17 protein-coding genes and 1 tRNA gene are annotated in these 20,556 nt (G+C 65.4%); 4 read left to right on the forward strand and 14 right to left on the reverse strand.

The genetic code is table 11. The features are described 5' to 3' along the window. Positions 1-1,422: amylo-alpha-1,6-glucosidase (locus VSO01S_RS18255; RefSeq protein WP_068644241.1), on the forward strand; the 1,422-nt coding region annotated here is incomplete at its 5' end. Between the two features lie 59 nt (positions 1,423-1,481). On the opposite strand, the gene VSO01S_RS18260 is transcribed toward VSO01S_RS18255, so the two are convergent. Both VSO01S_RS18260 and VSO01S_RS18265 read right to left on the reverse strand, forming a co-directional pair. Then, the gene (locus VSO01S_RS18260; protein WP_084241954.1) at positions 1,482-4,508 is read right to left on the reverse strand and encodes an FAD-binding and (Fe-S)-binding domain-containing protein; all 3,027 of its coding nucleotides are present in this window, start codon (positions 4,506-4,508) and stop codon (positions 1,482-1,484) included. 36 nt (positions 4,509-4,544) lie between these two features. Continuing rightward, positions 4,545-5,657, reverse strand: a complete 1,113-nt coding sequence (locus VSO01S_RS18265; protein ID WP_245684248.1) for a Bug family tripartite tricarboxylate transporter substrate binding protein — start codon at positions 5,655-5,657, stop codon at positions 4,545-4,547. An 18-nt stretch (positions 5,658-5,675) separates the two neighbouring features. Here VSO01S_RS18265 and VSO01S_RS18270 point away from each other — a divergent pair, with 18 nt between their 5' ends. Further along, positions 5,676-6,623, forward strand: a complete 948-nt coding sequence (locus VSO01S_RS18270) for a LysR substrate-binding domain-containing protein (protein WP_068644243.1) — start codon at positions 5,676-5,678, stop codon at positions 6,621-6,623. Positions 6,624-6,668: 45 nt separating this feature from the next. On the opposite strand, the gene VSO01S_RS18275 is transcribed toward VSO01S_RS18270, so the two are convergent. The 11 genes from VSO01S_RS18275 to VSO01S_RS18325 form a co-directional block, all read right to left on the reverse strand. Beyond that, positions 6,669-6,745: transfer RNA gene (locus VSO01S_RS18275), tRNA-Pro, on the reverse strand. Between the two features lie 26 nt (positions 6,746-6,771). Next, positions 6,772-7,278 (reverse strand): MerR family transcriptional regulator, encoded by a 507-nt coding sequence (locus tag VSO01S_RS18280; protein WP_068644244.1) that lies wholly within the window; start codon positions 7,276-7,278, stop codon positions 6,772-6,774. 68 nt (positions 7,279-7,346) lie between these two features. Then, positions 7,347-7,697 carry an integration host factor subunit alpha gene (locus VSO01S_RS18285; RefSeq protein WP_068644260.1) on the reverse strand — a complete coding sequence of 117 codons (351 nt, stop codon included), beginning with the start codon at positions 7,695-7,697 and terminating at the stop codon, positions 7,347-7,349. A gap of 40 nt (positions 7,698-7,737) precedes the next feature. Continuing rightward, on the reverse strand, positions 7,738-10,170 hold the full coding sequence (gene pheT / locus VSO01S_RS18290) for a phenylalanine--tRNA ligase subunit beta (protein ID WP_068644245.1): 2,433 nt from the start codon (positions 10,168-10,170) through the stop codon (positions 7,738-7,740). Positions 10,171-10,212: 42 nt separating this feature from the next. Continuing rightward, positions 10,213-11,256, reverse strand: coding sequence for a phenylalanine--tRNA ligase subunit alpha (gene pheS, locus VSO01S_RS18295; RefSeq protein WP_068644246.1), 1,044 nt, complete (start codon positions 11,254-11,256; stop codon positions 10,213-10,215). A gap of 136 nt (positions 11,257-11,392) precedes the next feature. After that, the gene (gene rplT, locus VSO01S_RS18300) at positions 11,393-11,752 is read right to left on the reverse strand and encodes a 50S ribosomal protein L20 (protein ID WP_028253492.1); all 360 of its coding nucleotides are present in this window, start codon (positions 11,750-11,752) and stop codon (positions 11,393-11,395) included. A gap of 26 nt (positions 11,753-11,778) precedes the next feature. After that, positions 11,779-11,982: a 50S ribosomal protein L35 gene (rpmI, locus tag VSO01S_RS18305; RefSeq protein WP_068644261.1), complete on the reverse strand. Its 204-nt coding sequence runs from the start codon at positions 11,980-11,982 to the stop codon at positions 11,779-11,781. 139 nt (positions 11,983-12,121) lie between these two features. Further along, a complete protein-coding gene (gene infC, locus VSO01S_RS18310; RefSeq protein ID WP_306301712.1) occupies positions 12,122-12,739 on the reverse strand; it encodes a translation initiation factor IF-3 in 618 nt (205 codons plus the stop codon). A 105-nt stretch (positions 12,740-12,844) separates the two neighbouring features. Further along, on the reverse strand, positions 12,845-14,752 hold the full coding sequence (thrS, locus tag VSO01S_RS18315; protein ID WP_068644247.1) for a threonine--tRNA ligase: 1,908 nt from the start codon (positions 14,750-14,752) through the stop codon (positions 12,845-12,847). Positions 14,753-15,098: 346 nt separating this feature from the next. Continuing rightward, the gene (gene aceA / locus VSO01S_RS18320) at positions 15,099-16,430 is read right to left on the reverse strand and encodes an isocitrate lyase (protein WP_068644248.1); all 1,332 of its coding nucleotides are present in this window, start codon (positions 16,428-16,430) and stop codon (positions 15,099-15,101) included. Positions 16,431-16,672: 242 nt separating this feature from the next. Further along, positions 16,673-17,080 (reverse strand): gamma-glutamylcyclotransferase family protein, encoded by a 408-nt coding sequence (locus VSO01S_RS18325; protein WP_068644263.1) that lies wholly within the window; start codon positions 17,078-17,080, stop codon positions 16,673-16,675. 95 nt (positions 17,081-17,175) lie between these two features. On the opposite strand from VSO01S_RS18325, the gene VSO01S_RS18330 reads away from it, so the two are divergent. Further along, positions 17,176-18,105 (forward strand): DMT family transporter, encoded by a 930-nt coding sequence (locus VSO01S_RS18330; protein WP_153305305.1) that lies wholly within the window; start codon positions 17,176-17,178, stop codon positions 18,103-18,105. Between the two features lie 109 nt (positions 18,106-18,214). Next, complete coding sequence (locus VSO01S_RS18335) at positions 18,215-18,634, forward strand: SWIB/MDM2 domain-containing protein (RefSeq protein ID WP_068644250.1); 420 nt, start codon at positions 18,215-18,217, stop codon at positions 18,632-18,634. 85 nt (positions 18,635-18,719) lie between these two features. Here the strand turns inward: VSO01S_RS18335 and VSO01S_RS18340 are convergent, their stop codons facing one another. Continuing rightward, positions 18,720-20,444, reverse strand: a complete 1,725-nt coding sequence (locus VSO01S_RS18340; protein ID WP_068644251.1) for a thiamine pyrophosphate-binding protein — start codon at positions 20,442-20,444, stop codon at positions 18,720-18,722. Positions 20,445-20,556 lie beyond the last annotated feature (112 nt).

The following is a 20,556-nucleotide window of genomic DNA, read 5'->3' on the forward strand; positions in this document are numbered from 1 at the left end:
GGCCGCCGACGGCGCGGCGCCAGGGTGCGGGTGCCGGGCCGGCTGTTCCAGGCGTGGATCGACCGGTCCGAATCCGACCTCGCACTGCTGACCACCGACCTGCCCACCGGCCCCTACCCCTACGCCGGAATCCCCTGGTTCTCGACGCCCTTCGGCCGTGATGCGGTGATCACGGCGCTGCAGACGCTGTGGGTCGACCCGAGCCTGGCGCGCGGCGTGCTGAAGTTCCTCGCCATCCACCAGGCCGTGGAGATCTCCGCCTTTCGCGATGCGGAGCCCGGAAAGATCATGCACGAGACCCGCAAGGGCGAGATGGCAGCCGTCAACGAACTGCCCTTCGGCCAGTACTACGGGGGCGTCGACACCACCCCCTTGTTCCTCATGCTGGCCGGCGCTTTTGAAGAACGCACGGCCGACCGTGCTTTCATCGACGGCATCTGGCCCCAGCTGGTTGCGGCCGCCGCGTGGATCGAGGCGAACATCGCGCGCCATGACGGCCTGCTCAGCTACGCCCGCGCGCAGGCCACCGGCCTGGCCAACCAGGGCTGGAAGGACAGCCACGACTCGGTGTTCCATGCCGACGGAAGTTCCCCCCAAGGGCCGATCGCCCTGATCGAGGTGCAGGGCTACGCCTACGCGGCCTTGCGCGGCATGGCGCAACTGGCCCACGAGCGGGGTGACCAGGCGGCGGCAACGCGCTGGGAGCAACTGGCTCAGCGAATTGCGCAGCGCGTGGAAGAAGCCTTCTGGCTCGACGACCTGCAGTTCTATGCACTGGCTCTCGACGGTGCAGGCCGCCCCTGCCGCGTGCGCTCATCCAACGCGGGCCACCTGTTGTTCACCGGGCTGCCCATGCCGCAGCGGGGGCGCATGGTTGCGCAGCAGTTGCTGTCGAGCGCCTTCGATTCGGGCTGGGGCATCCGGACCTTGCCGATGGGCACGGCGCGCTTCAATCCCATGTCCTACCACAACGGATCGGTCTGGCCGCACGACGTGGCCCTGTGCGCCGCGGGCATCGCGCGCTACGGCGAACGCGAGGGCGTGCTGAAGCTTCTGGACCAGTTGTTCGAAGCCGCTTCCGAGTTCGGCATGCGCTTGCCGGAGCTGTTCTGCGGATTCGAGCGCGCCGCCGGCGAGGCGCCGGTGGCCTACCCGGTGGCGTGCCTGCCCCAGGCGTGGGCAGCGGGCTCGGTCTTCCTGCTGCTGCAGGAGTGCCTGGGCCTGCGCGTGGATGCCCGCCGCGACGCGGTGGTGGTCGATCGTCCGCTGCTGCCCAACGGCATGGAGTCCCTGGCCATTCAATCCATCGCCCTGCGGCAAGGCCGGCTGGACCTGCGCTTTCGCAGGGCGGGCGGGCGCGTGGTCGTCTATGCGGAGCACCGGCAAAGCACCGCGCCGGTGCACATCGACTTGCGCAGCTGACGCCTCCTTCGGCCCTGCCGATTCCAGCGCATTCTCCGGCGTGAGGATGTTGTCCACGGTCACCGTGGACATGGCTGTGGACAACCATCTGCAAAACTCTGCGAAGCGGCGCCGGCCGTGGCTTCCGACACGATGCCTTCCAAAGAGGCACTCCGGTCATCGGGCTTGCCGGCGGCATGCAAGACCGCCTCCCACAGAAGTTCAGCCAGGTGCAGGGCCCGCGTGCCGACGCCGTAGGCGATCTGTTCGCGGCAGCTGAACCCGTTGGTCACGATGAATGTCTCCGCGGGGAGCGCGCGCAGCGCCGGAAACAGCACCTGCTCGCCGATCGATCGGGAAAGCGCATCGTGTTCGCGATGAAAACCGAACGACCCGGCCATCCCGCAGCAGCCGCTTTCCAGCAGGCGCCACCTGGCGCCCATGCGTGTCAGAAGCGCTTCTTCGCCCTTGACGCCGAACAGCGCACGTTGATGGCAATGCGCATGAACCGCCACATCGACGGCATAGGAAGGCGGCCTGTAGTCGATCTCGGACAGAAAATCGCCGAACATCTTCGTGCGCGTGGACAGCGCGATGGCGCGCGGGTCGTCCGGAAAGAACTTCAGCAGCTCGTCCTTGAACACCGACAGGCAACCGGGCTCGAGCCCCACCAGGGCGATGGGCGCGTCGGGCCCCTCGAAGAGAGGCGCCACGCGGTCGAGAATGTCCGAAAGCCTTCTTCGGGCTTGCTCGAGGAACCCGAAGTCATAGAGGGGGCGGCCGCAGCACAGGTCCTTGGGAGGCAGCACGACCTGCATTCCTGCGTGGCCCAGAACGCTCCATGCCGCCGACGCGATCTCTGGGTGAAAGTGCTCGCAGAACGTATCGACCCACAGCAGCACGCGAGGTCTACCGTCGATGGGGCGCGCACCCTCCACGGTCTGCCTGAAGCTTTGTCCCGCGAGTCGAGGAAGGCTGCGCCCGGCAGGAACCCCGGCAACGCGCTTTGCGAGCCATGCCAGGCCGGGGGCTTGCGTCATGGCGTTGAAGAGCCTGGGTACGCTCGACGCCCAGGGCGCCCAGTCGCCGATGCGCCCCATGAGCCATGCCTGAAGCGGCCGGCGATTCGACTCGTAGTAATGCGACAGGAATTCGGCCTTGTAGGAGGCCATGTCGGTATGCGTCGGGCATTCGCTGCGGCAGCTCTTGCAGGACAGGCAGGTGTCCAGCGCCTGCTTCACCTCGCGGCTCTTCCATCCGTCCTTGATCAGCTTGCCCTGCAGCATCTCCCAGAGCAGGCGCGATCGCCCGCGCGTCGAAAAGCGCTCCTCGCGTGTCGCGCGGTAGCTCGGGCACATGGCCCCGCCCTGCATCGAGCGGCACTTTCCCATCCCGACGCATCGTTCCACGGCGCGCTGGAATCCATCGCCCTCCGCGCTGCGAAACTGGAATCGCGTGGCGATCGAGATGGTCTTGTAGCCGGGGCCGGCGCGCAGGTTGTGGTCGATGCGATAGACCTCGCCGCGCGCGCTCACCAGCTTTCCGGGGTTGAGACGGTCCTGCGGATCCCAGATGCGCTTGAATTCGCGCATGGCACCCATGAGCTCCTCGCCGAACATCAGGGGAAGAAATTCGGCCTTGGCCTGTCCGTCGCCATGCTCGCCGGACAACGATCCGCCGAAGTCGACGACCAGCTGCGCCGCTTCGCGCGTGAATTCCCGCCAGGTCTGCACGCCCTCCACGCTGCGCAGGTCGAAGGTGATGCGTGAATGGACGCATCCGTCGCCAAAGTGGCCGAACAGGTTGGTCTGGTACCCGTAGCGGTCGACCAGTGCCTGGAAGGCGCGCAGGTAGTCCCCGAGCCGATGCGGATCCACCGCCGCGTCCTCCCAGCCGACCTGGGGATCCGGCCTGCCGGGGTCCAGGGACAGCTGCGTTGCGGATGCCCCGGTTTCCCGGATCGACCAGATGCGCCGCTGCTGCGCGGGGTCCTCGATCAATCGGGCGGAAGGCACGGGGCGCGCCGAACCTGCATGCGGACGCTGCGCAAAATAGTCCGATGCGCGCTGCGCCTTTCCCGTGGCGCCCTCCAGATCGTCGCCGCCGAATTCCAGCATCACCCAGCCATCGCCAGCGGGCAGCATGGCGATCTCGTCGGCGCAAAGATCGCGCGCCTGCAGGCCGCGGATGAGATGCCGATCCAGGCCTTCGATCGCGATCGGACCGAACGCCTCGTACTCCGCCACCGCGTCTGCCGCGGTATAGATGTCTGGAAAGCCCAGCACCAGCATGACCCTGAAGGCGGGGCTCGGCACGAGGCGAACCTCGGCCTGCAGCGTGATGGCGCAGGTGCCCTCCGAGCCGACCAGCGCACGGGCGACATTGAAGCCGTTTTCGGGCAGCAACTGGTCCAGGTTGTAGCCGGAGACCCGGCGCTTGATCTTCGGATACTTTGCGCGAATCAGGTCGGCGTAGCGGTCTCGGAGATTCCGCAGGGCCTGGTAGATCTCGCCTTGGCGGCCCCCCGCACGAATGATCTCTTCCAACTCGGCTTCGCTGGTCCGGCCCGCCCAGAAGCGGCAGCCGTCATAGGTGACGACCTCGATCGCCTCGACGTTCTCCAACGTCTTGCCGGCCATGACCGAATGCGCGCCGCAGGAGTTGTTGGCGATCATGCCGCCGAGCGTGCAGCGGCTGTGGGTGGAAGGATCGGGTGCGAAGGTGAGCCCGTGAGACTGGGCGGCAGCGATCAGTTGATCGCAGACCACCCCGGGCTCGACGACCGCCGTTGCCTTGCCGGGGTCGAGCGCGATGATCCGGCGGCAGTGCGCCGAGAAGTCGAACACCACCGCCTCATTGACGGTTTGCCCGCACATCGAGGTGCCTCCCCCGCGCGCCAGCACGGGGGCGCCGTGCGTCCGGCACACCTCCAGTGCGGCCAGGGCGCTGTCGAGCGTGCGCGGAACCACCACGCTGATCGGCGTCTGCCGGTAGTTGGAGGCATCGCTCGCATAGGCGGCGCGGTGGGCGAGGTCGTGGCGAACCTCATCATTGCCAAGTTTGCGTTGCAGTGCTGTGCCCAGCGCTTCTTCTCGGATATCGGTCACTTGATGTCAATCGATGGCTCAGGTTGAATCGGATGCTCACTCTTTCAGGCTGATGTTTCGCGTGGCCACCAGCTTCTTCATCGCGGCCAGTTCGGCACTCAACTGAGTCCTGTACTCCGCGGCCGTGTTGCCCACCGGCGTTGCACCCGCCTTCTCGAGCCTGCCGCGCACGTCCGGACGAGCCAGCACCTGGCGCATCGCGTTTTCCAGCCTGGCAAGCACGCTGGCGGGCACTTTCTCGGGGGCGATCAACCCATACCAGGCCTGGTCCGTGAACCCCTTCAGCCCCAGCTCCTCGAAGGTGGGAACATCGGGATAGGCCGGCACACGCCGAGGCGCGATCACGCCCATCAGGCGCAACTTCCCGTCGTCGATGAACGCTTTCGACGACGGCAGCTGGTCGACAAGAATCGGAACCTGCCCGGCGATGACATCGGTGATCGCACTGGCCGAGCCACGGTAAGGCACATGGATCAGGCTCGTGCCCGACAGCGCCTGGAACGACTCGCCCATCATGTGGTTGATGGACGCCAGGCCCGAACTTGCAAAGCTGTACTTGCCTGGATGGGCCTTGAGTTCCGCAATGAAATCCGTGCCGTTCTTGGCCGGAAAGGAGGCCGTGACAGCAATGATGTTGGGGGTCGCCGCGATGTTGGTGATGGGAGCGAAGTCGGCCTGCGTGTAGGTCGGGCGAGGCGTGACGGCAGGAATGATCACCAAGGTGCTGACGGTGCCGATCCCCAGCGTGTAGCCGTCCGGCGCAGACCGCGCGAGCTCCGCGGTGCCCACGGCGCCACCGGCGCCGGCCTTGTTGTCGACGACAACCGGTTGGCCCAGTATTTTCCCCAGCGGTTCCGAGATCACGCGGGCCACAATATCGGTGGTCCCACCGGGCGCGTAAGGGACGATGATCCGAAGCGGTCTCTGGGGATAGTCTTGCGCCATCGCGCTGGCCATGCAGCCTGCTGCAAGAACAATGTGTGCGATTTTTTTGAGCATCGTGTCTCCTGGAACGACCAGCTGAAGGCCGCAGTTGGTGGAGCGAAAAATGTATTCATTCGACTCACAATCCAACAACTTCAAATGCTGTCGTTTCAGCATGCAGTGCATGCATGAACGTGCGACGCCCCGGCCGCGCTGCAGCAGCACGAAGAACAAGGGGAATGCGTGAATCCGCGTCGCCTCACGCCGTCGATGTCATTGCTGATGGCCTTCGACGCGTCCGCGCGGCATCTGAGCTTTACACGCGCGGCTTCCGAACTGTGCTTGAGCCAGAGCGTGGTCAGCCGCCAGGTTCAAGCCCTGGAAGACTTGCTGGAGGTGCCGCTGTTCAGGAGGCAGGGCCGACAGATCGAGCTGACCGATCTGGGCAAGGCCTACCACGCGGAGGTTGGCTCGGCACTGCAGCGGATTCGCAGTGCGTCGCTGCAGGCGATCTCGTTTCGCGCTGGTGGAGGCTCCTTTCATCTGGCAGCGCTGCCGACGTTCGCGGCCAAGTGGCTCATCCCTCGCATCCGCGCCTTCTATGCAGAGAACCCGAACGTCTACGTCCATGTGCATTCGCGCATCGGCCGCTTCGACGCGGCGTCGGCCGGCATCGATGCTGTGATTGGCGTGGGCGATGCGAACTGGCCAGGCATGCGGGCGTATCACCTGATGGACGAGACGGTGATCCCCGTCGTGACGCCGGACGTTCATGAACGGCTCAGGGCGCCCGAAGACCTGCAGGACCACCTGCTGCTGCAAGTGGCATCCCGCCCGGACCTGTGGTCACGCTGGTTCGCGCATCAGGGAATCGAAGCGGGCCGCATGCGCCTGGGGCCGCAGTTCGAGTTGACGTCCCATCTGGTCCAGGCCATCGTGGCTCGCATCGGTGTCGGCCTCCTGCCGGACTTCCTCGTTGCCGACGAACTTCGAACCGGCATCCTGAAGCGCACCTTCGGGCTTCCCTTTGTCACCGGCTACGCCTACTACCTCTATGTGCCCGAGGACAAGGTGGGTCTGCCACCCATCGCTGCATTCATCGACTGGGTATCGGCAGCCATCCAGTCCGCCGAATGCGGCCCCGCGCCGGCGCTGGATGACAAGAAGAAAAAGAAGGCCAGTGCCAAATGAAAAAGGCCGCTAGCTGTATTGGCTAGCGGCCTTTGTCTTTACTGTTGGTCGGTGTGAAAGGATTCGAACCTTCGACCCCTTGCACCCCATGCAAGTGCGCTACCAGGCTGCGCCACACACCGAAGCCTTGAATTATAGCCTGAGGATTTCAGCGATTCACGGTCAGGAGCTCACGAATTTCAAACAGTTCGCGGCGCAGCTGTTGCAGTTGCGACAGGCCGGCCGTGCGCAGGGGCGCACGAACCGCACCGGCGGTGACGGGGGGCACGTCCGGCTGGGCTTCTTCTTCCTCGTCCTCTTCGTGCAGCGCCGCGTCGAACTCCTCCTGGTCGATCTCGAAGGCTTCGACACCTTCGACCTCGGCCACGCCGTTGGACTTGCGCCGCTCGCGCTCGGCAGCCACCAGTTCCTGCAGCTTGTTGCGCGCACCGCTGATGGTGAAGCCCTGGTCGTAGAGCAGGTCGCGGATGCGGCGGATCATCAGCACCTCGTGGTGCTGGTAGTAGCGGCGGTTGCCACGCCGCTTCATGGGGCGAAGCTGCGTGAACTCCTGCTCCCAATAGCGCAGCACGTGCGGCTTGACGCCGCACAGCTCGGCCACCTCACCAATGGTGAAGTAGCGTTTGACCGGGATCGGCGGGAGTGTTTTCTCCATTGAAATCAAGGGCGTTGCGAGGGAAAGCTCAGAGGTTACTCCACGCGCTCAGGGCGCGCAAAGAGAACTTACTCGCCGCCCAGGCTCCACTCGACTTCTTCGGCCACGCTGCCGCTGATCTGCTCCTTGAGCTTGGCGCTGGCATGGAAGGTGGCGACACGGCGCGCACCGATCGGAATGGCTTCGCCGGTGCGCGGATTGCGCCCGGGTCGCGGTGCCTTGGTGCGGATCTGGAAGTTGCCGAAGCCCGAGATCTTCACGTCCTGCCCCTCGATGAGGCTGTTGGCGATGAGCTCGAAGAAGGCCTCGACCATGTCCTTGGACTCGCGCTTGTTCAGGCCGATCTGCTCGAACAGCAGGTCGGCCAGATGCGCCTTGGTCAGTGCCGGCGTTTCGATGGCTTCGATGGTGATTTCCATGATGGCGCTGCCTCCCTTGTTTCGTTTTCCCGCCGCCTCGTCAGCGCATGCGCGCGCCGAGCTGTTGCGCCAGCGCATCGACCACGGCACGCACGGCCGGCTCGACCTGCTCGTCGGTGAGCGTGGCGCTGGGGCTCTGGAAGCTCAGGCGCACCGCCATGCTCTTCTCGCCCTGCGCCAGCGCACCGCCGGCCGCGCCGGGCTGCGGACGGTAGATGTCGAACAGGGCCGCATGCTGCAGCAAGCCCTGCGTCGGCGCGGAATGGATGGCCTTCATCAGCGCCGCATGCGTGACCGATTCGGCCACCACCACGGCAATGTCGCGCTCCACCGCCTGATGCTTGGGCACGGGCTGACCCACCGGCACCACGCGCTCTTCCACCGCGTCCAGGTCCAGCTCGAACAGCACGGGCGCCGAAGGCAGGTCCCAGCTCTGGCGCCAGCGCGGATGCAGCTCGCCCACCACGCCGATCTCGCGGCCTTCGAGCAGAACGCGCGCGGCGCGCCCCGGGTGCAGGGCCGGATGGTTCACCGGCTCGAAGGCGGCCACGCGCGGCGCGAGCAGTGCCTCCACATCGCCCTTCACCTCGAAGAAATCGGCGCGGTGCGCCTTGCCGTCCCAGCGGGCTTCTTCCGAATCGCCCCAGGCGAGGCCCGCCAGGCGCATCGGCTGGCGAATGCCCTTGACGCTGCCGTCGGTGGTCTGGACCTTGTCGTCGCGCATGAACACGCGGCCCGCCTCGAACACGCGCACGCGCGCGGCCTTGCGGTCGATGTTGAACTTGAGCACCTGCAGCAGCGAACCCAGCAGCGAAGAGCGCATCACGCTCATCTGGCTGGCGATCGGGTTGAGCAGCTTGATCGGGTCGGCGTTGCCGGCCAGCTCGGCCTCCCAATGGGCCTCGACGAAGCTGAAGTTGATGGTTTCCTGGTAGCCCAGGTCGGCCACGCGGCGGCGCAGCGCGAATCGGCCCCGGCGCGACTCGGGGCGCACCCGCGCGGTGATGGGCGCCATGGGCGGGGTACCCGGCAGGTTGTTGTAGCCCACCAGGCGTGCGACCTCCTCGATCAGGTCTTCCTCGAGCGTGAGGTCGAAGCGGTGCGGCGGCGGCGTGACGGTGATGGTGCCCTCGCCTTCCTTCAGCGCGAAGCGCAGGCGGCGCAGCACGTCGGCGCACTGCGTCTGCGTGAGCGGCATGCCGATCACGCGTGCCGCGCGCGCCACGCGCAGCGTGACGGGCCTGGCCTCGGGCAGCTTGAGGGTCTGGTCGTCGATCGGGCCGGCCTCGCCGCCGCAGATCTGCTGGATCAGGCGCGTGATGTGCTCGATGACGTCCACCGTGCGGCTCGGGTCCACGCCGCGCTCGAAGCGGTGGCCCGCGTCGGTCGAGAAGTTGAAGCGGCGTGAACGGCCCTGGATGGCGGCGGGCCACCAGAAGGCGGCCTCGACATAGATGTTGCGGGTGTCGTCGGAGACGGCCGTGGCGTCGCCGCCCATGATGCCGGCCAGCGACTCGACTTCGCGCTCGTCGGCGATGACGCCCACCTGGTCGTCGACCGTGACCGTGTTGCCATTGAGCAGCTTGAGCTGTTCGCCCTGACCATCAATGACTTTGCCCCAGCGGACCGTGAGGCCGCCATGGATCTTGTCGGCATCGAAGATGTGCGAGGGCTGGCCGTACTCGAACATCACGTAGTTCGACACGTCCACCAGCGGCGACACGCTGCGCTGGCCGCAGCGGGCGAGCCGGTCGACCATCCAGGCCGGCGTCTTGACCTGGGTGTTGACACCGCGCACCAGGCGGCCCGAGAAGCGGCCGCACAGTTCCGGCGCTTCGACCTTCACGGGCAGCACCGACGCATGCGCCACTTCCACCGGGCGGATCGGCGGCACGGTCAGCGGCGTGCCCGTCAGGGCCGACAGCTCGCGTGCAATGCCGAACACGCTCAGGCCGTGCGCCAGGTTCGGCGTGAGCTTGAGGGTGAGCAGCATGTCGTCGAGCCCGAGCACTTCGCGGATGTCCGCGCCCACCGGCGCGTCGCCCGCCAGCTCGAGCAGGCCGCCGTGGTCGTCGCTGAGCTTGAGCTCGCGCGCCGAGCACAGCATGCCCTGGCTTTCCACGCCCCGCAGCTTGCCCAGCTTGATGCTGAAAGGCTTGCCGTCTTCGCCCGGCGGCAGCTCGGCGCCCACCAGGGCGCACGGCACCTTGATGCCGGCGCGCGCATTGGGCGCACCGCACACGATGTTGAGCAACTGCCCCTGCCCCGCATCGACCTGGCACACGCGCAGGCGATCGGCGTTGGGGTGCTGCACGGCTTCCTTGATCTCGCCGACCACGATCTTGGTGAAGGGCGGCGCGACGGGGCGGCGCTCTTCCACTTCGAAACCACCCATGGTGAGGGTTTCGGCCAGTTGCTCGCTCGACAGGGGCGGGTTGCAGAACTCGCGCAGCCAGGACTCGGGGAATTGCATGTTGTTTCTGGGACGACTGAATCGGTGGGGTGAGGACGTGGCTTACTGGAACTGCGACAGGAAGCGCAGGTCGCCGTCGAAGAACAGGCGCAGGTCGTTCACGCCGTAGCGCAGCATGGCCAGGCGGTCGATGCCCGAGCCGAAGGCAAAGCCGATGTAGCGCTCGGGGTCCAGCCCCATGTTGCGCACCACCTGCGGGTGCACCTGGCCGGAGCCCGACACTTCGAGCCAGCGGCCGGCCAGCGGGCCGTGCTCGAACATGATGTCGATCTCGGCGCTGGGCTCGGTGAAGGGGAAGTAGCTGGGACGGAAGCGCAGCTTGAGCGCATCGGTCTCGAAGAAGGCCCGGATGAAGTCCAGGTACATCACCTTCAGGTCCTTGAAGCTGACGTTCTCGCCGATCCACAGGCCCTCGACCTGGTGGAACATGGGCGAATGCGTGGCGTCGCTGTCCACGCGGTAGGTGCGGCCCGGCGCGATCACGCGGATGTCGGGCATGTGCGCCTGGCCGGCGTATTTTTTCGCATGCGCCTGGGCGTAGCGCACCTGCATGGGCGAGGTGTGCGGGCGCAGGTTCAGCAGCAGGCCCTCTTCGTCCTTCATGTCGACGTAGAAGGTGTCCTGCATGGAACGCGCCGGATGGTTCGGCGGGTTGTTCAGCGAGGTGAAGCTGTACCAGTCGGTCTCGATCTCGGGGCCGTCGGCCACGTCGAAGCCCATGCTCGAGAAGATGGCCTCGATGCGCTCCTGGGCGCGGGCCACCGGATGCAGGCCGCCACCCACGCGGCGACGGCCGGGCAGCGTCACGTCCAGCGCCTCGGCGCGCAGCTGCGCGTTGAGCTCTTCGTCGGCCAGCTGCTGACGGCGCGCGTTCAAGGCCGCCTCGATGGCCTGCTTGGCCACGTTGATGGCGGCGCCGCGCGACTTCTTTTCTTCCACCGACAGCTGGGCCATGCCCTTCATCAGCTCGGTGATGCGGCCGGACTTGCCGAGAAACTGCGCCTTGGCGTTTTCGAGGTCCGCAGGTGCGGAAGCTTGGGCAAACGCGGCTTTGGCGTTGTCGACCAGGGTGTCCAACTCGTTCATGGAAGATCTGCTTGTTCGGGAGGCGGCGGGAGAGAAAACAAAAAAGGGCTGGTGCTCTTGCAAGCGCCAGCCCTTGTACCGTGGGCGCGAACCGCCTGCCTGCGCGGGGCGAGGCATGCGGCCCGACGTGACAGCATCAAGCAGCCAGCTTGGCCTTGACCTGCTCCACGATGCCGGCAAATGCGGCCTTGTCGTGCACGGCGATATCGGCCAGGACCTTGCGGTCGATCTCGATACCGGCCTTGCGGATGCCGTTGGCGAACTGGCTGTAGGTCAGGCCCAGTTCACGCGAGGCAGCATTGATACGTGCGATCCACAGCTGGCGGAACACGCGCTTCTTCGTACGACGATCACGGTAGGCGTATTGGCCCGCCTTCATCACCGCCTGCTTGGCGATGCGGAAGACATTGCCGCGACGACCGCGGAAACCCTTGGCAAGGGCGAGAACCTTCTTATGGCGGGCGCGAGCCGTTACACCACGTTTGACGCGAGGCATGTGAGTACTCCTTGTTCGTCAGTTGATCAAATGCCCGTGCCGGGCAGCATGGCGGCCATCGAAACCATGTTGGTCTCGTGAACCGACACCGCACCACGCAGGTGACGCTTGTTCTTGGTGGTCTTCTTGGTCAGGATGTGACGCTTGAAGGCTTGACCGCGCTTGACGGTGCCACCGGGACGAACGCGGAAACGCTTTTTCGCGCTGCTCTTGGTCTTCATCTTGGGCATGTTCATGCTCCTTTAATTTGTGCTCGTGAGGCGCCGCGGAATGCTTCCACGGACTTGTTGGCCCCGAGACACTTCTTCATCCCGCCCCACCCTTGCGGCTGGGGCGAAATCCCTTCAAAACCTGTTCAAGCCGGCCAGGTCAGGCCGTGGTGGCCGCATTGGCCGCCGGCTGCTCGGAAGCCGGCTTGGCCGTGCCGCCGCCGGGCTTCTTTCGGCCCGGCGCGATCATCATGATCATCTGCCGGCCTTCGAGCTTCGGAAACTGCTCGACGATGATCGAATCGCCGAGGTCGTCCCGGATGCGCTGCAACAGCGCCAGCCCCAGTTCCTGGTGCGTGATCTCGCGGCCGCGGAAGCGCAGCGTGATCTTGCATTTGTCGCCGTCCTCAAGAAAGCGCCGGATGTTGCGCATCTTGATGTTGTAGTCGCCGTCGTCGGTGCCGGGCCGGAACTTGATTTCCTTGACCTCGATGACCTTTTGCTTGGCCTTCGCTTCCGCCGCCTTCTTCTGCTCGTGGTACTTGAATTTTCCGTACTCGATCAGCCGGCAGACCGGCGGCGTGGCATTGGCGACGACTTCCACCAGGTCCACGTCGGCGTCGCCCGCCATACGTAGCGCCTCAGCAAGGCTCACAACGCCCAGCTGTTCGTTATCCGGTCCGATCAGGCGGACTTCCGGGGCCATGATCTCCCGGTTCAGGCGGTGTTGCCGTTCCTCGCGGTGGCGGCGGTCGCGAAATGCAGTAGCGATGGTCAGGTCCTTCAATCAACTAGCCGTGGCTCCACGGCGAAAGCCGCCCCGGTGCGCACCCACAAACTTGATGCGAAAAAGCCATGGCGGCGGGCCGGCATGGCGATTCGATCAACGCTTGTGTTGTATGTCCTCGGCGATCTTTTGGGAGAACGCCTCGAGGGACATGGCACCGAGGTCAAGATTGCCCCGGGCGCGCACTGCGACGGCACCAGCCTCCTTCTCCTTGTCGCCCACGACGAGGATGTAAGGCAGCTTTTGCAACGAATGCTTGCGTATTTTATACGTAATCTTCTCGTTGTGCAGGTCAAGCTGGACTCTAAGCCCTTGATTCTGCAACGATTTTGTTACTTCAGCAGCGTAATCGGCCTGCCCTTCGCTGATATTGAGCACCGCCACCTGCACCGGCGCCAGCCAGGCGGGCAAGGCGCCGGCGTGGTGCTCGATGAGCATGCCGATGAAGCGCTCCAGGCTGCCGACGATGGCGCGGTGGAGCATCACGGGGTGGGCGCGGCCGCTGCTCTCCGTTACATACTCCGCGCCCAGGCGCTCGGCCATGTTGAAGTCGACCTGCATCGTGCCGCACTGCCACTGGCGGCCGATGGCGTCGCGCAGCGTGTACTCGATCTTGGGGCCGTAGAAGGCGCCGTCGCCCGGGGAAATGACGAATTCCACGCCCGAACGGCGCAGCGCCTCCATGAGGGCGCCTTCGGCCTTGTCCCAGAGATCGTCCGAGCCGATGCGGTGCTCCGGCCGCGTGGCGACCTTGTAGAGGATGTCCGTGAAGCCGAAGTCCGAGTAGACCTTGAGCAGCTGGGCCGTGTAGGCCACGCACTCGTCCAGGATCTGGTCTTCCGTGCAGAACACGTGGCCGTCGTCCTGCGTGAAGCCGCGCACGCGCATGATGCCGTGCAGCCCGCCCGAGGGTTCGTTGCGGTGGCACTGGCCGAATTCGCCGTAGCGCAGCGGCAGGTCGCGGTAGCTGCGCAGGTCGCTCTTGAAGATCATCACGTGGCCGGGGCAGTTCATCGGCTTGAGCGCGTAATCGCGCTTTTCCGATTCCGTGACGAACATGTTCTCGCGGTAGTTCTGCCAGTGGCCCGTCTTCTCCCACAGGCTCTTGTCCAGGATCTGCGGGCCCTTCACTTCCTGGTAGCCCGTGTCGCGGTAGACCTTGCGCATGTACTGCTCGACCTGCTGCCAGACGGCCCAGCCCTTGGGATGCCAGAACACCAGGCCCGGCGCCACCTCGTCGATGTGGAACAGGTCCAGCTCCTTGCCCAGGCGCCGGTGGTCGCGCTTCTCGGCCTCCTCGATGCGCTGGATGTACTGGTCCAGCTGCTTCTTGTCGGCCCAGGCCGTGCCGTAGATGCGCTGCAGCTGCTCGTTCTTGGCGTCGCCGCGCCAGTAGGCACCGGCCAGCTTCGTGAGCTTGAACACCTTCAGGAAGCGCGTGTTGGGCACGTGCGGGCCGCGGCACATGTCCACGTATTCCTGGTGGTAGTACAGGCCCATGGCCTGCTCGTCGGGCATGTCCTCGACCAGGCGCAGCTTGTAGTCCTCGCCGCGGCTCTTGAAGACGTCGATCACCTCGGCGCGCGGCGTCATCTTCTTGACGACGTCGTAGTCCTGGTTGATCAGCTCGCGCATGCGCGCCTCGATGGCGGCCATGTCCTCGGGCGTGAAGGGGCGCTCGTAGGCGATGTCGTAGTAGAAGCCCTCGTCGATCACCGGGCCGATCACCATCTTGGCCGTGGGGTACAGCTGCTTGACGGCATGGCCCACCAGGTGCGCCGTGGAGTGGCGGATGATTTCCAGGCCTTCTTCGTCCTTGGGCGTGATGATCTGCAGCCTGGCGTCGTGGTCGATCATGTCGCTGGCATCCACCAGGCGGCCGTCGACCTTGCCGGCCAGCGTCATCTTGGCCAGGCCCGGGCCGATGGACTTGGCAACGTCGGCCACCGAAACCGGGCCGGGAAACTCGCGGCGCGAGTTGTCGGGAAGCGTGATCTGGATCATTGGAAAACCTCGGGGCGAGAAACAAAAAAGCGCGGATGAGACCGCGCTTTGTGTGGTTGAGACTGCTGGCGAAACCAGCGCGCGCGGCAACTACCGGCCGAGTCCCTTCTGGACCTGGCGGCTGAACGTGCCTGCCGTAGTTCGCGGTGTCATAACCAGATTGCCTTTCTCGCCCTTGTTAGACGTTGAAGCCCGCCATTCTAGCGGTTTGGCCCGAAATCGTCGTTGCACGAACAAAGGGGTGTTTCATGCGCCCCACGCCCCATCGAGCCGAGCCGCATCGCCAGAACGAAAAAAGCCCGGCGCTTGGCCGGGCTGAAAATGTGACAGCGGAATCAGTCGTCGATCAGTGGAACTGCTCTTCCTCGGTCGAGCCGGTGAGGGCCTTGACCGAAGACGAACCACCCTGGATCACGGTCGTGACGTCGTCGAAGTAGCCGGCGCCGACTTCCTGCTGGTGCGACACGAAGGTGTAGCCCTGCTCGCGCGCTGCAAATTCGGGCTCCTGCACCATTTCCACGTAGTGCTTCATGCCTTCGCCGCGTGCATACGCATGCGAGAACTTGAAGGTGTTGTACCAGTTGCTGTGGATGCCGGCCAGCGTGATGAACTGGTACTTGTAGCCCATGGCCGACAGCTCGTCCTGGAAGGCGGCGATGGTCTTGTCGTCCAGGTGCTTCTTCCAGTTGAACGAGGGCGAGCAGTTGTAGGAGAGCAGCTTGCCCGGGAACTTGGCATGCATGGCCTGGGCGAACTCGCGGGCAAAGCCCAGGTCGGGCGTGCCGGTTTCGCACCACACCAGATCGGCCACTTCGGCGTAGGCCAGGCCGCGGCTGATGGCTTGCTCCAGGCCGTTCTTGACGCGGAAGAAGCCTTCCTGCGTGCGCTCGCCCGTCAGGAAGGGCTTGTCGTTGGCGTCGTGATCGCTGGTGAGCAGGTTGGCGGCTTCTGCGTCGGTGCGGGCCAGCACGATGGTGGGCACGCCCATCACGTCGGCGGCAAAGCGCGCGGCGTGCAGCTTTTCAACCGCCTCGGTGGTGGGAACCAGCACCTTGCCGCCCATGTGGCCGCACTTCTTCACGGCGGCCAGCTGGTCTTCGAAGTGCACGCCCGCAGCGCCGGCGGCAATCATGTTCTTCATGAGTTCGAAGGCGTTGAGCACGCCGCCGAAGCCGGCTTCTGCGTCCGCCACGATCGGCAGGAAGAAGTCGATGAATTCCTTGTCGCCCGGGTTGATGCCGCGGCCCCACTGGATTTCGTCGGCGCGCTTGAAGGTGTTGTTGATGCGGCGGACCATGGCCGGCACCGAGTCGTAGGCGTAGAGCGACTGGTCGGGGTACATGGTTTCGGAGGTGTTGCCGTCGGCAGCCACCTGCCAGCCCGACAGGTACACGGCCTCGAGGCCGGCCTTGGCCTGCTGCAGCGCCTGGCCGCCCGAAATGGCGCCGAAGGAGTTGACGTAGCCCTTCTTCGCGCCGCCGTTGATCAGCTCCCACAGCTTTTCGGCACCGCGGCGGGCCAGCGTGTTCTCGATGGGGAACGAGCCGCGCAGGCGAACCACGTCCGCAGCGCTGTAGTTGCGCTTGATGCCCTTCCAGCGGGGGTTGGTGGCCCAGTCTTTTTCCAGGGCGGCGATCTGCTGTTCGCGGCTGAGTTGTTCGGTGAAGGATTGCGGCATGGTCAAGCTCCGAAGGGTTGATTGAAAGCGTGTGGCCGGTGTGGCCATGGCTCAAACTGTACCGCGATCTTCAACTCTTATGTCTTATAGAAGACTTATTTTTGGTCAATACAAATCAATGACTTACGAGTGTTTTTCTCAATGCGGAATTATTTTTCTTGTATTGAGAAATTTTCTTGCGCTGCAGCAAGGTGTTTTTTCGCGATGCAAAAAGCAGTTTGTCCGGATGAAACTCGAGCCTTTCAGCGCCGCCGAAACCAGTCACCGCTCGCGATGACGGGCCGCCCCGTCACAAGATCCGCCTGGATCTCGTAGACCAGGCAATCGAGCAGCCGCGCGCCGACCTGCACCTGCACTTGGCGCTTGAGGTACTCGCCCTGGTCGTCCGGCCGCACCTCTTCCAGCTGGTCGAGTTGCGCTTCCAGCGCGGGCTCGATGCGATAGACCTCGCCGTACAGCCGCGCGCTGCCGCCCAGCCTCGCACCCGGGTAGGCGCCCAGGTCGTGGAGCGTGCCGGCAATCTCGGCCGCGCCCACGAACTGCGGTGCGGGAAGGCAGCGCGCAATGTCGTTGCTGCCGCCCGAGCGCAAGGTTCCGTAGACGAAGACGTAGCGGTCGGCCGCAGGAGAAGCATGGAGGGCTTGAGGCATCATCCGCCGAGTTTCCCGCAACCCTTCGACGCCCGTTGAGCACGCACCACCCTCACCCACCGCGCATCGTCGCCTATGGCTGCCTCGCCCTCAGCATGTCGCTGGTGGGCTGCTACGTGGCCCTTTCCAAGCCGCTGGTCGCGGCATTTCCGGCGTTCCTGCTGGCCTGGCTGCGCTTCGGCATCGCGGCGCTGGCCATGCCGCATTGGCTGCGCCGTCCGGCCAGCGAGCCGCCGATGACGAGCCGCACGCGCTGGCTGGTGTTCCTCGAATCCTTTCTCGGCAACTTCCTGTTCTCGATCTGCATGCTCTTCGGCGTGAGCCTGACGAGTGCGGTTTCGGCCGGCGTGATCATGGCGGCCATCCCGGCGGCGGTGGCGCTCATCAGCTGGATCTTCCTGCGCGAGCGCATCAGCGGCCGGGTCTTGGCGGCCATCGTGTGCGCCGCACTCGGCATCGGGCTGCTGGCGTTCGCGCCCGCCCACGGCAGCGCCCATGCGCCGGCGGCCGGCAACAGCGGCGGGTCGATGCCCTGGCTGGGCAACACGCTCGTGTTCTGCGCGGTGCTGTGCGAGGCCTCGTATGCGGTCATCGGCAAGTCGCTCACCGGCAAGCTGGGGCCGCGGCGCATCTCCTCGCTGATCAACCTGTGGGGCTTCGCGCTGTCGACGCCCCTGGGCATCTGGTTCGCCCTGCGCTTCGACTTCGGTGCGGTCAGCCTGCCCTTCTGGGGCTTCCTGGTGCTGTATGCGCTGGCGGCCAGCATCTGGACGGTGTGGCTGTGGATGACCGGCCTGCGCAGCGTGCCGGCCTCGCAGGCAGGCGTCTTCACGGTGATGCTGCCGGTGAGCGCGGCGCTGGTGGGCGTGCTCGTGCTGGGCGAAAAGCTCTCGGGCCTGCAGGTGGCGGCCTTCGCCTGCGCACTCCTGGGCGTGCTCCTGGCGACATGGCCCGGGCGGCGTGCCGCGGCGCCCTCCAGCGTCCCGGTGTTGCTTCCCTCTGAAAAAAACAACAGCTCCCAATGAAAAAGTGCTCCTTTCCCTTGGAAACGCGTTTTTTCTCCCTTAGCATCCGCAATGCCAGTGGAGCGACGTTTTCATTGGTGAATCTCTAATCCAAAAAAGGAAATCAACCATGGCAACTGCAAAGAAGGCTCCGGCCAAGAAAGCCCCGGCCAAGAAGGCCGCTCCGGCAAAGAAGGCTGCTCCCGCCAAGAAGGCTGCACCGGCGAAGAAGGCAGCTCCTGCCAAGAAGGCCGCTCCTGCGAAGAAGGCCCCCGCCAAGAAGGCCGCTCCCGCCAAGAAGCGCACCCCCAACGCTGCCTTCATGAAGGCGCTGGCCCCCAGCCCCGCACTGGCCGCCGTGGTCGGCTCGGCTCCCCTGCCGCGCACCGCCATCGTGAGCAAGCTGTGGGACTACATCAAGAAGAACGGCCTGCAGGACAAGGCCAACAAGCGCATGATCAATGCCGACGCCAAGCTGAAGGAAATCTTCGGCAAGGGCCAGGTCTCGATGTTCGAGCTGGCTGCCCTCATCGGCAAGCACGTCAAGTAAGCACTGCGCTTGGGGTGCGCCTGGCGCACCTTTCCAAAAAATAAGCCGGCAACTGCCGGCTTATTTTTTGCCCAAACGGCCCGCGCTACTTCGCCTGGCGCGCCTGGGCCGCCTGGGTGATCGAGCTGAGCGTGCCGCGCGTGGTGATCACCTCGGGGTCCAGCGGAATCTCGATCAGCGTGCCGGTGTCGGCCGCCAGCGCCCGCAAGAGCGCCGCCTCGAACTGCGCCGTCTCCGTGACCTTTTCCGCCGCGTAGCCGTAGGCCCGGGCCAGTGCGCAGAAGTCCGGATTGCGCAGCTGCGTGCCGCTGACCTGGGTCGGGAACTCGCGCTCCTGGTGCATGCGGATGGTGCCGAACATGCCGTTGTTGAGCAGCACGATGATGCTCTTGCCGCCATGCTGCACCGCGGTTGCGAGTTCCTGCCCGTTCATGAGGAAATCACCGTCGCCGGCAATGGTGAAGGCCACGCGGCCGCTCACCAGGTTGGCGGCAATGCCCGCGGGCACGCCGTAGCCCATGGCCCCGCCCGTAGGCGCCAGTTGCGTCTTGTGGCCCTTGGCCAGGCCGTGGTAGCGGAAGAACCGGTGCACCCAGCTGGCGAAGTTGCCTGCGCCGTTGGTGATGGCGGCGTCGGGCGGCAGGTGCTTCTGCAGCAGGGCCACGACTTCGGCCATGTCCACCTGACCGCGCGGCGGCGCACCTGCCGGCATGCCGGCCAAGGGCTGCGGCTCCAGGTTGGCCAGGTAGTCGGCATGCGCAGCCTCGCTCCAGGCCTCCCAGGGCACATCGGGCGGGGCCGTGAGCACTTCGAGGCTGCGCGCTGCGGCGCTCATCCCGGCATTGATGGCCAGGTCGGCCTGGTACACGCGGTTGAGTTCTTCCGCGCTGGCATGGATGTGCACCAGCTTCTGCCTGGAGCGCGGCGCCTCCAGCAGCGTGTAGCCGCTGGTGGTCATTTCACCCAGCCTGGCGCCGATGGCGATGACGAGGTCGGCATCCTTCACGCGCTGTGCGAGCTTGGGGTTGATGGCGATGCCGACGTCGCCGGCGTAGAGCGGATGGTGGTTGTCGAAAGTATCCTGAAAGCGGAAGGCATTGCCCACCGGCAGGCGCCAGTTCTCGGCAAAGCGCTGCAGGGCCTGGGCCGCCTGCGGCGTCCAGCCGCTGCCGCCGGCAATCACGAAGGGGCGCTTCGACGCCAGCAGCAATTCGCGCAGTTCGCGCAGCGAGCCCGGGTCGCTCCACGGCTGCACGGCCTCCACCCTGGGCAGGGGCTTGGCATCGACGCTTTGGGCCAGCATGTCTTCCGGCAGGACCAGCACCACCGGGCCGGGCCGGCCGTTCATGGCGGTGGCGAAGGCGCGCGACACGTATTCCGGAATGCGCTGCGGATCGTCGATGCGCTCGACCCGCTTGGCAAAGCCCTTGGTGCTCGGCCCCAGGAAGCTGCCGTAATCGACCTCCTGGAAGGCTTCGCGGTCGCGGAAGTCCCCGCCGACATCGCCGATGAAAAGCACCAGCGGCGTCGAATCCTGGAAGGCGTTGTGCACGCCGATGGAGGCATTGGTGGCGCCGGGCCCGCGCGTCACGAAGCACACGCCGGGCCGCCCGGTGATGCGCGCATGCGCATCGGCCATGAAGGCGGCGCCGCCCTCCTGCCGGTTGACGATGAAGCGGATGTGCTCCTGCTCGGCATGAAAGCCGTCGAGCACGGCCAGGAAGCTTTCGCCCGGCACGCCGAAGCAGGTATCGACGCCCTGGGCGATCAGGCACTGGACGAGGAGGCGGCCGGCGAGTGTTGCGCTCATGGAAAAACGAAAAGGAAGCAGGCGATTCGTCCATTATCGTGTCGCACTTCGCGCCCCGAGGCCGCACAATCCGTTCGACGAGAAAACAATTCACCCCTTGGTTACTAAGAAG

Source organism: Variovorax soli NBRC 106424, from assembly GCF_001591385.1.
In the GTDB taxonomy this organism is placed as follows: domain Bacteria; phylum Pseudomonadota; class Gammaproteobacteria; order Burkholderiales; family Burkholderiaceae_C; genus Variovorax; species Variovorax soli.

Bases quoted from the DNA above. Each gene is read 5' to 3' on its own strand.
- VSO01S_RS18325 (WP_068644263.1), bottom strand. From the start codon at position 17,080: ATGCCTCAAGCCCTCCATGCTTCTCCTGCGGCCGACCGCTACGTCTTC.
- pheS (WP_068644246.1), bottom strand. From the start codon at position 11,256: ATGAACGAGTTGGACACCCTGGTCGACAACGCCAAAGCCGCGTTTGCC.
- rpmI (WP_068644261.1), bottom strand. From the start codon at position 11,982: ATGCCCAAGATGAAGACCAAGAGCAGCGCGAAAAAGCGTTTCCGCGTT.
- rplT (WP_028253492.1), bottom strand. From the start codon at position 11,752: ATGCCTCGCGTCAAACGTGGTGTAACGGCTCGCGCCCGCCATAAGAAG.
- VSO01S_RS18335 (WP_068644250.1), top strand. From the start codon at position 18,215: ATGGCAACTGCAAAGAAGGCTCCGGCCAAGAAAGCCCCGGCCAAGAAG.
- VSO01S_RS18340 (WP_068644251.1), bottom strand. From the start codon at position 20,444: ATGAGCGCAACACTCGCCGGCCGCCTCCTCGTCCAGTGCCTGATCGCC.
- VSO01S_RS18285 (WP_068644260.1), bottom strand. From the start codon at position 7,697: ATGGAAATCACCATCGAAGCCATCGAAACGCCGGCACTGACCAAGGCG.
- aceA (WP_068644248.1), bottom strand. From the start codon at position 16,430: ATGCCGCAATCCTTCACCGAACAACTCAGCCGCGAACAGCAGATCGCC.
- VSO01S_RS18280 (WP_068644244.1), bottom strand. From the start codon at position 7,278: ATGGAGAAAACACTCCCGCCGATCCCGGTCAAACGCTACTTCACCATT.
- VSO01S_RS18330 (WP_153305305.1), top strand. From the start codon at position 17,176: ATGTCGCTGGTGGGCTGCTACGTGGCCCTTTCCAAGCCGCTGGTCGCG.
- pheT (WP_068644245.1), bottom strand. From the start codon at position 10,170: ATGCAATTCCCCGAGTCCTGGCTGCGCGAGTTCTGCAACCCGCCCCTG.
- thrS (WP_068644247.1), bottom strand. From the start codon at position 14,752: ATGATCCAGATCACGCTTCCCGACAACTCGCGCCGCGAGTTTCCCGGC.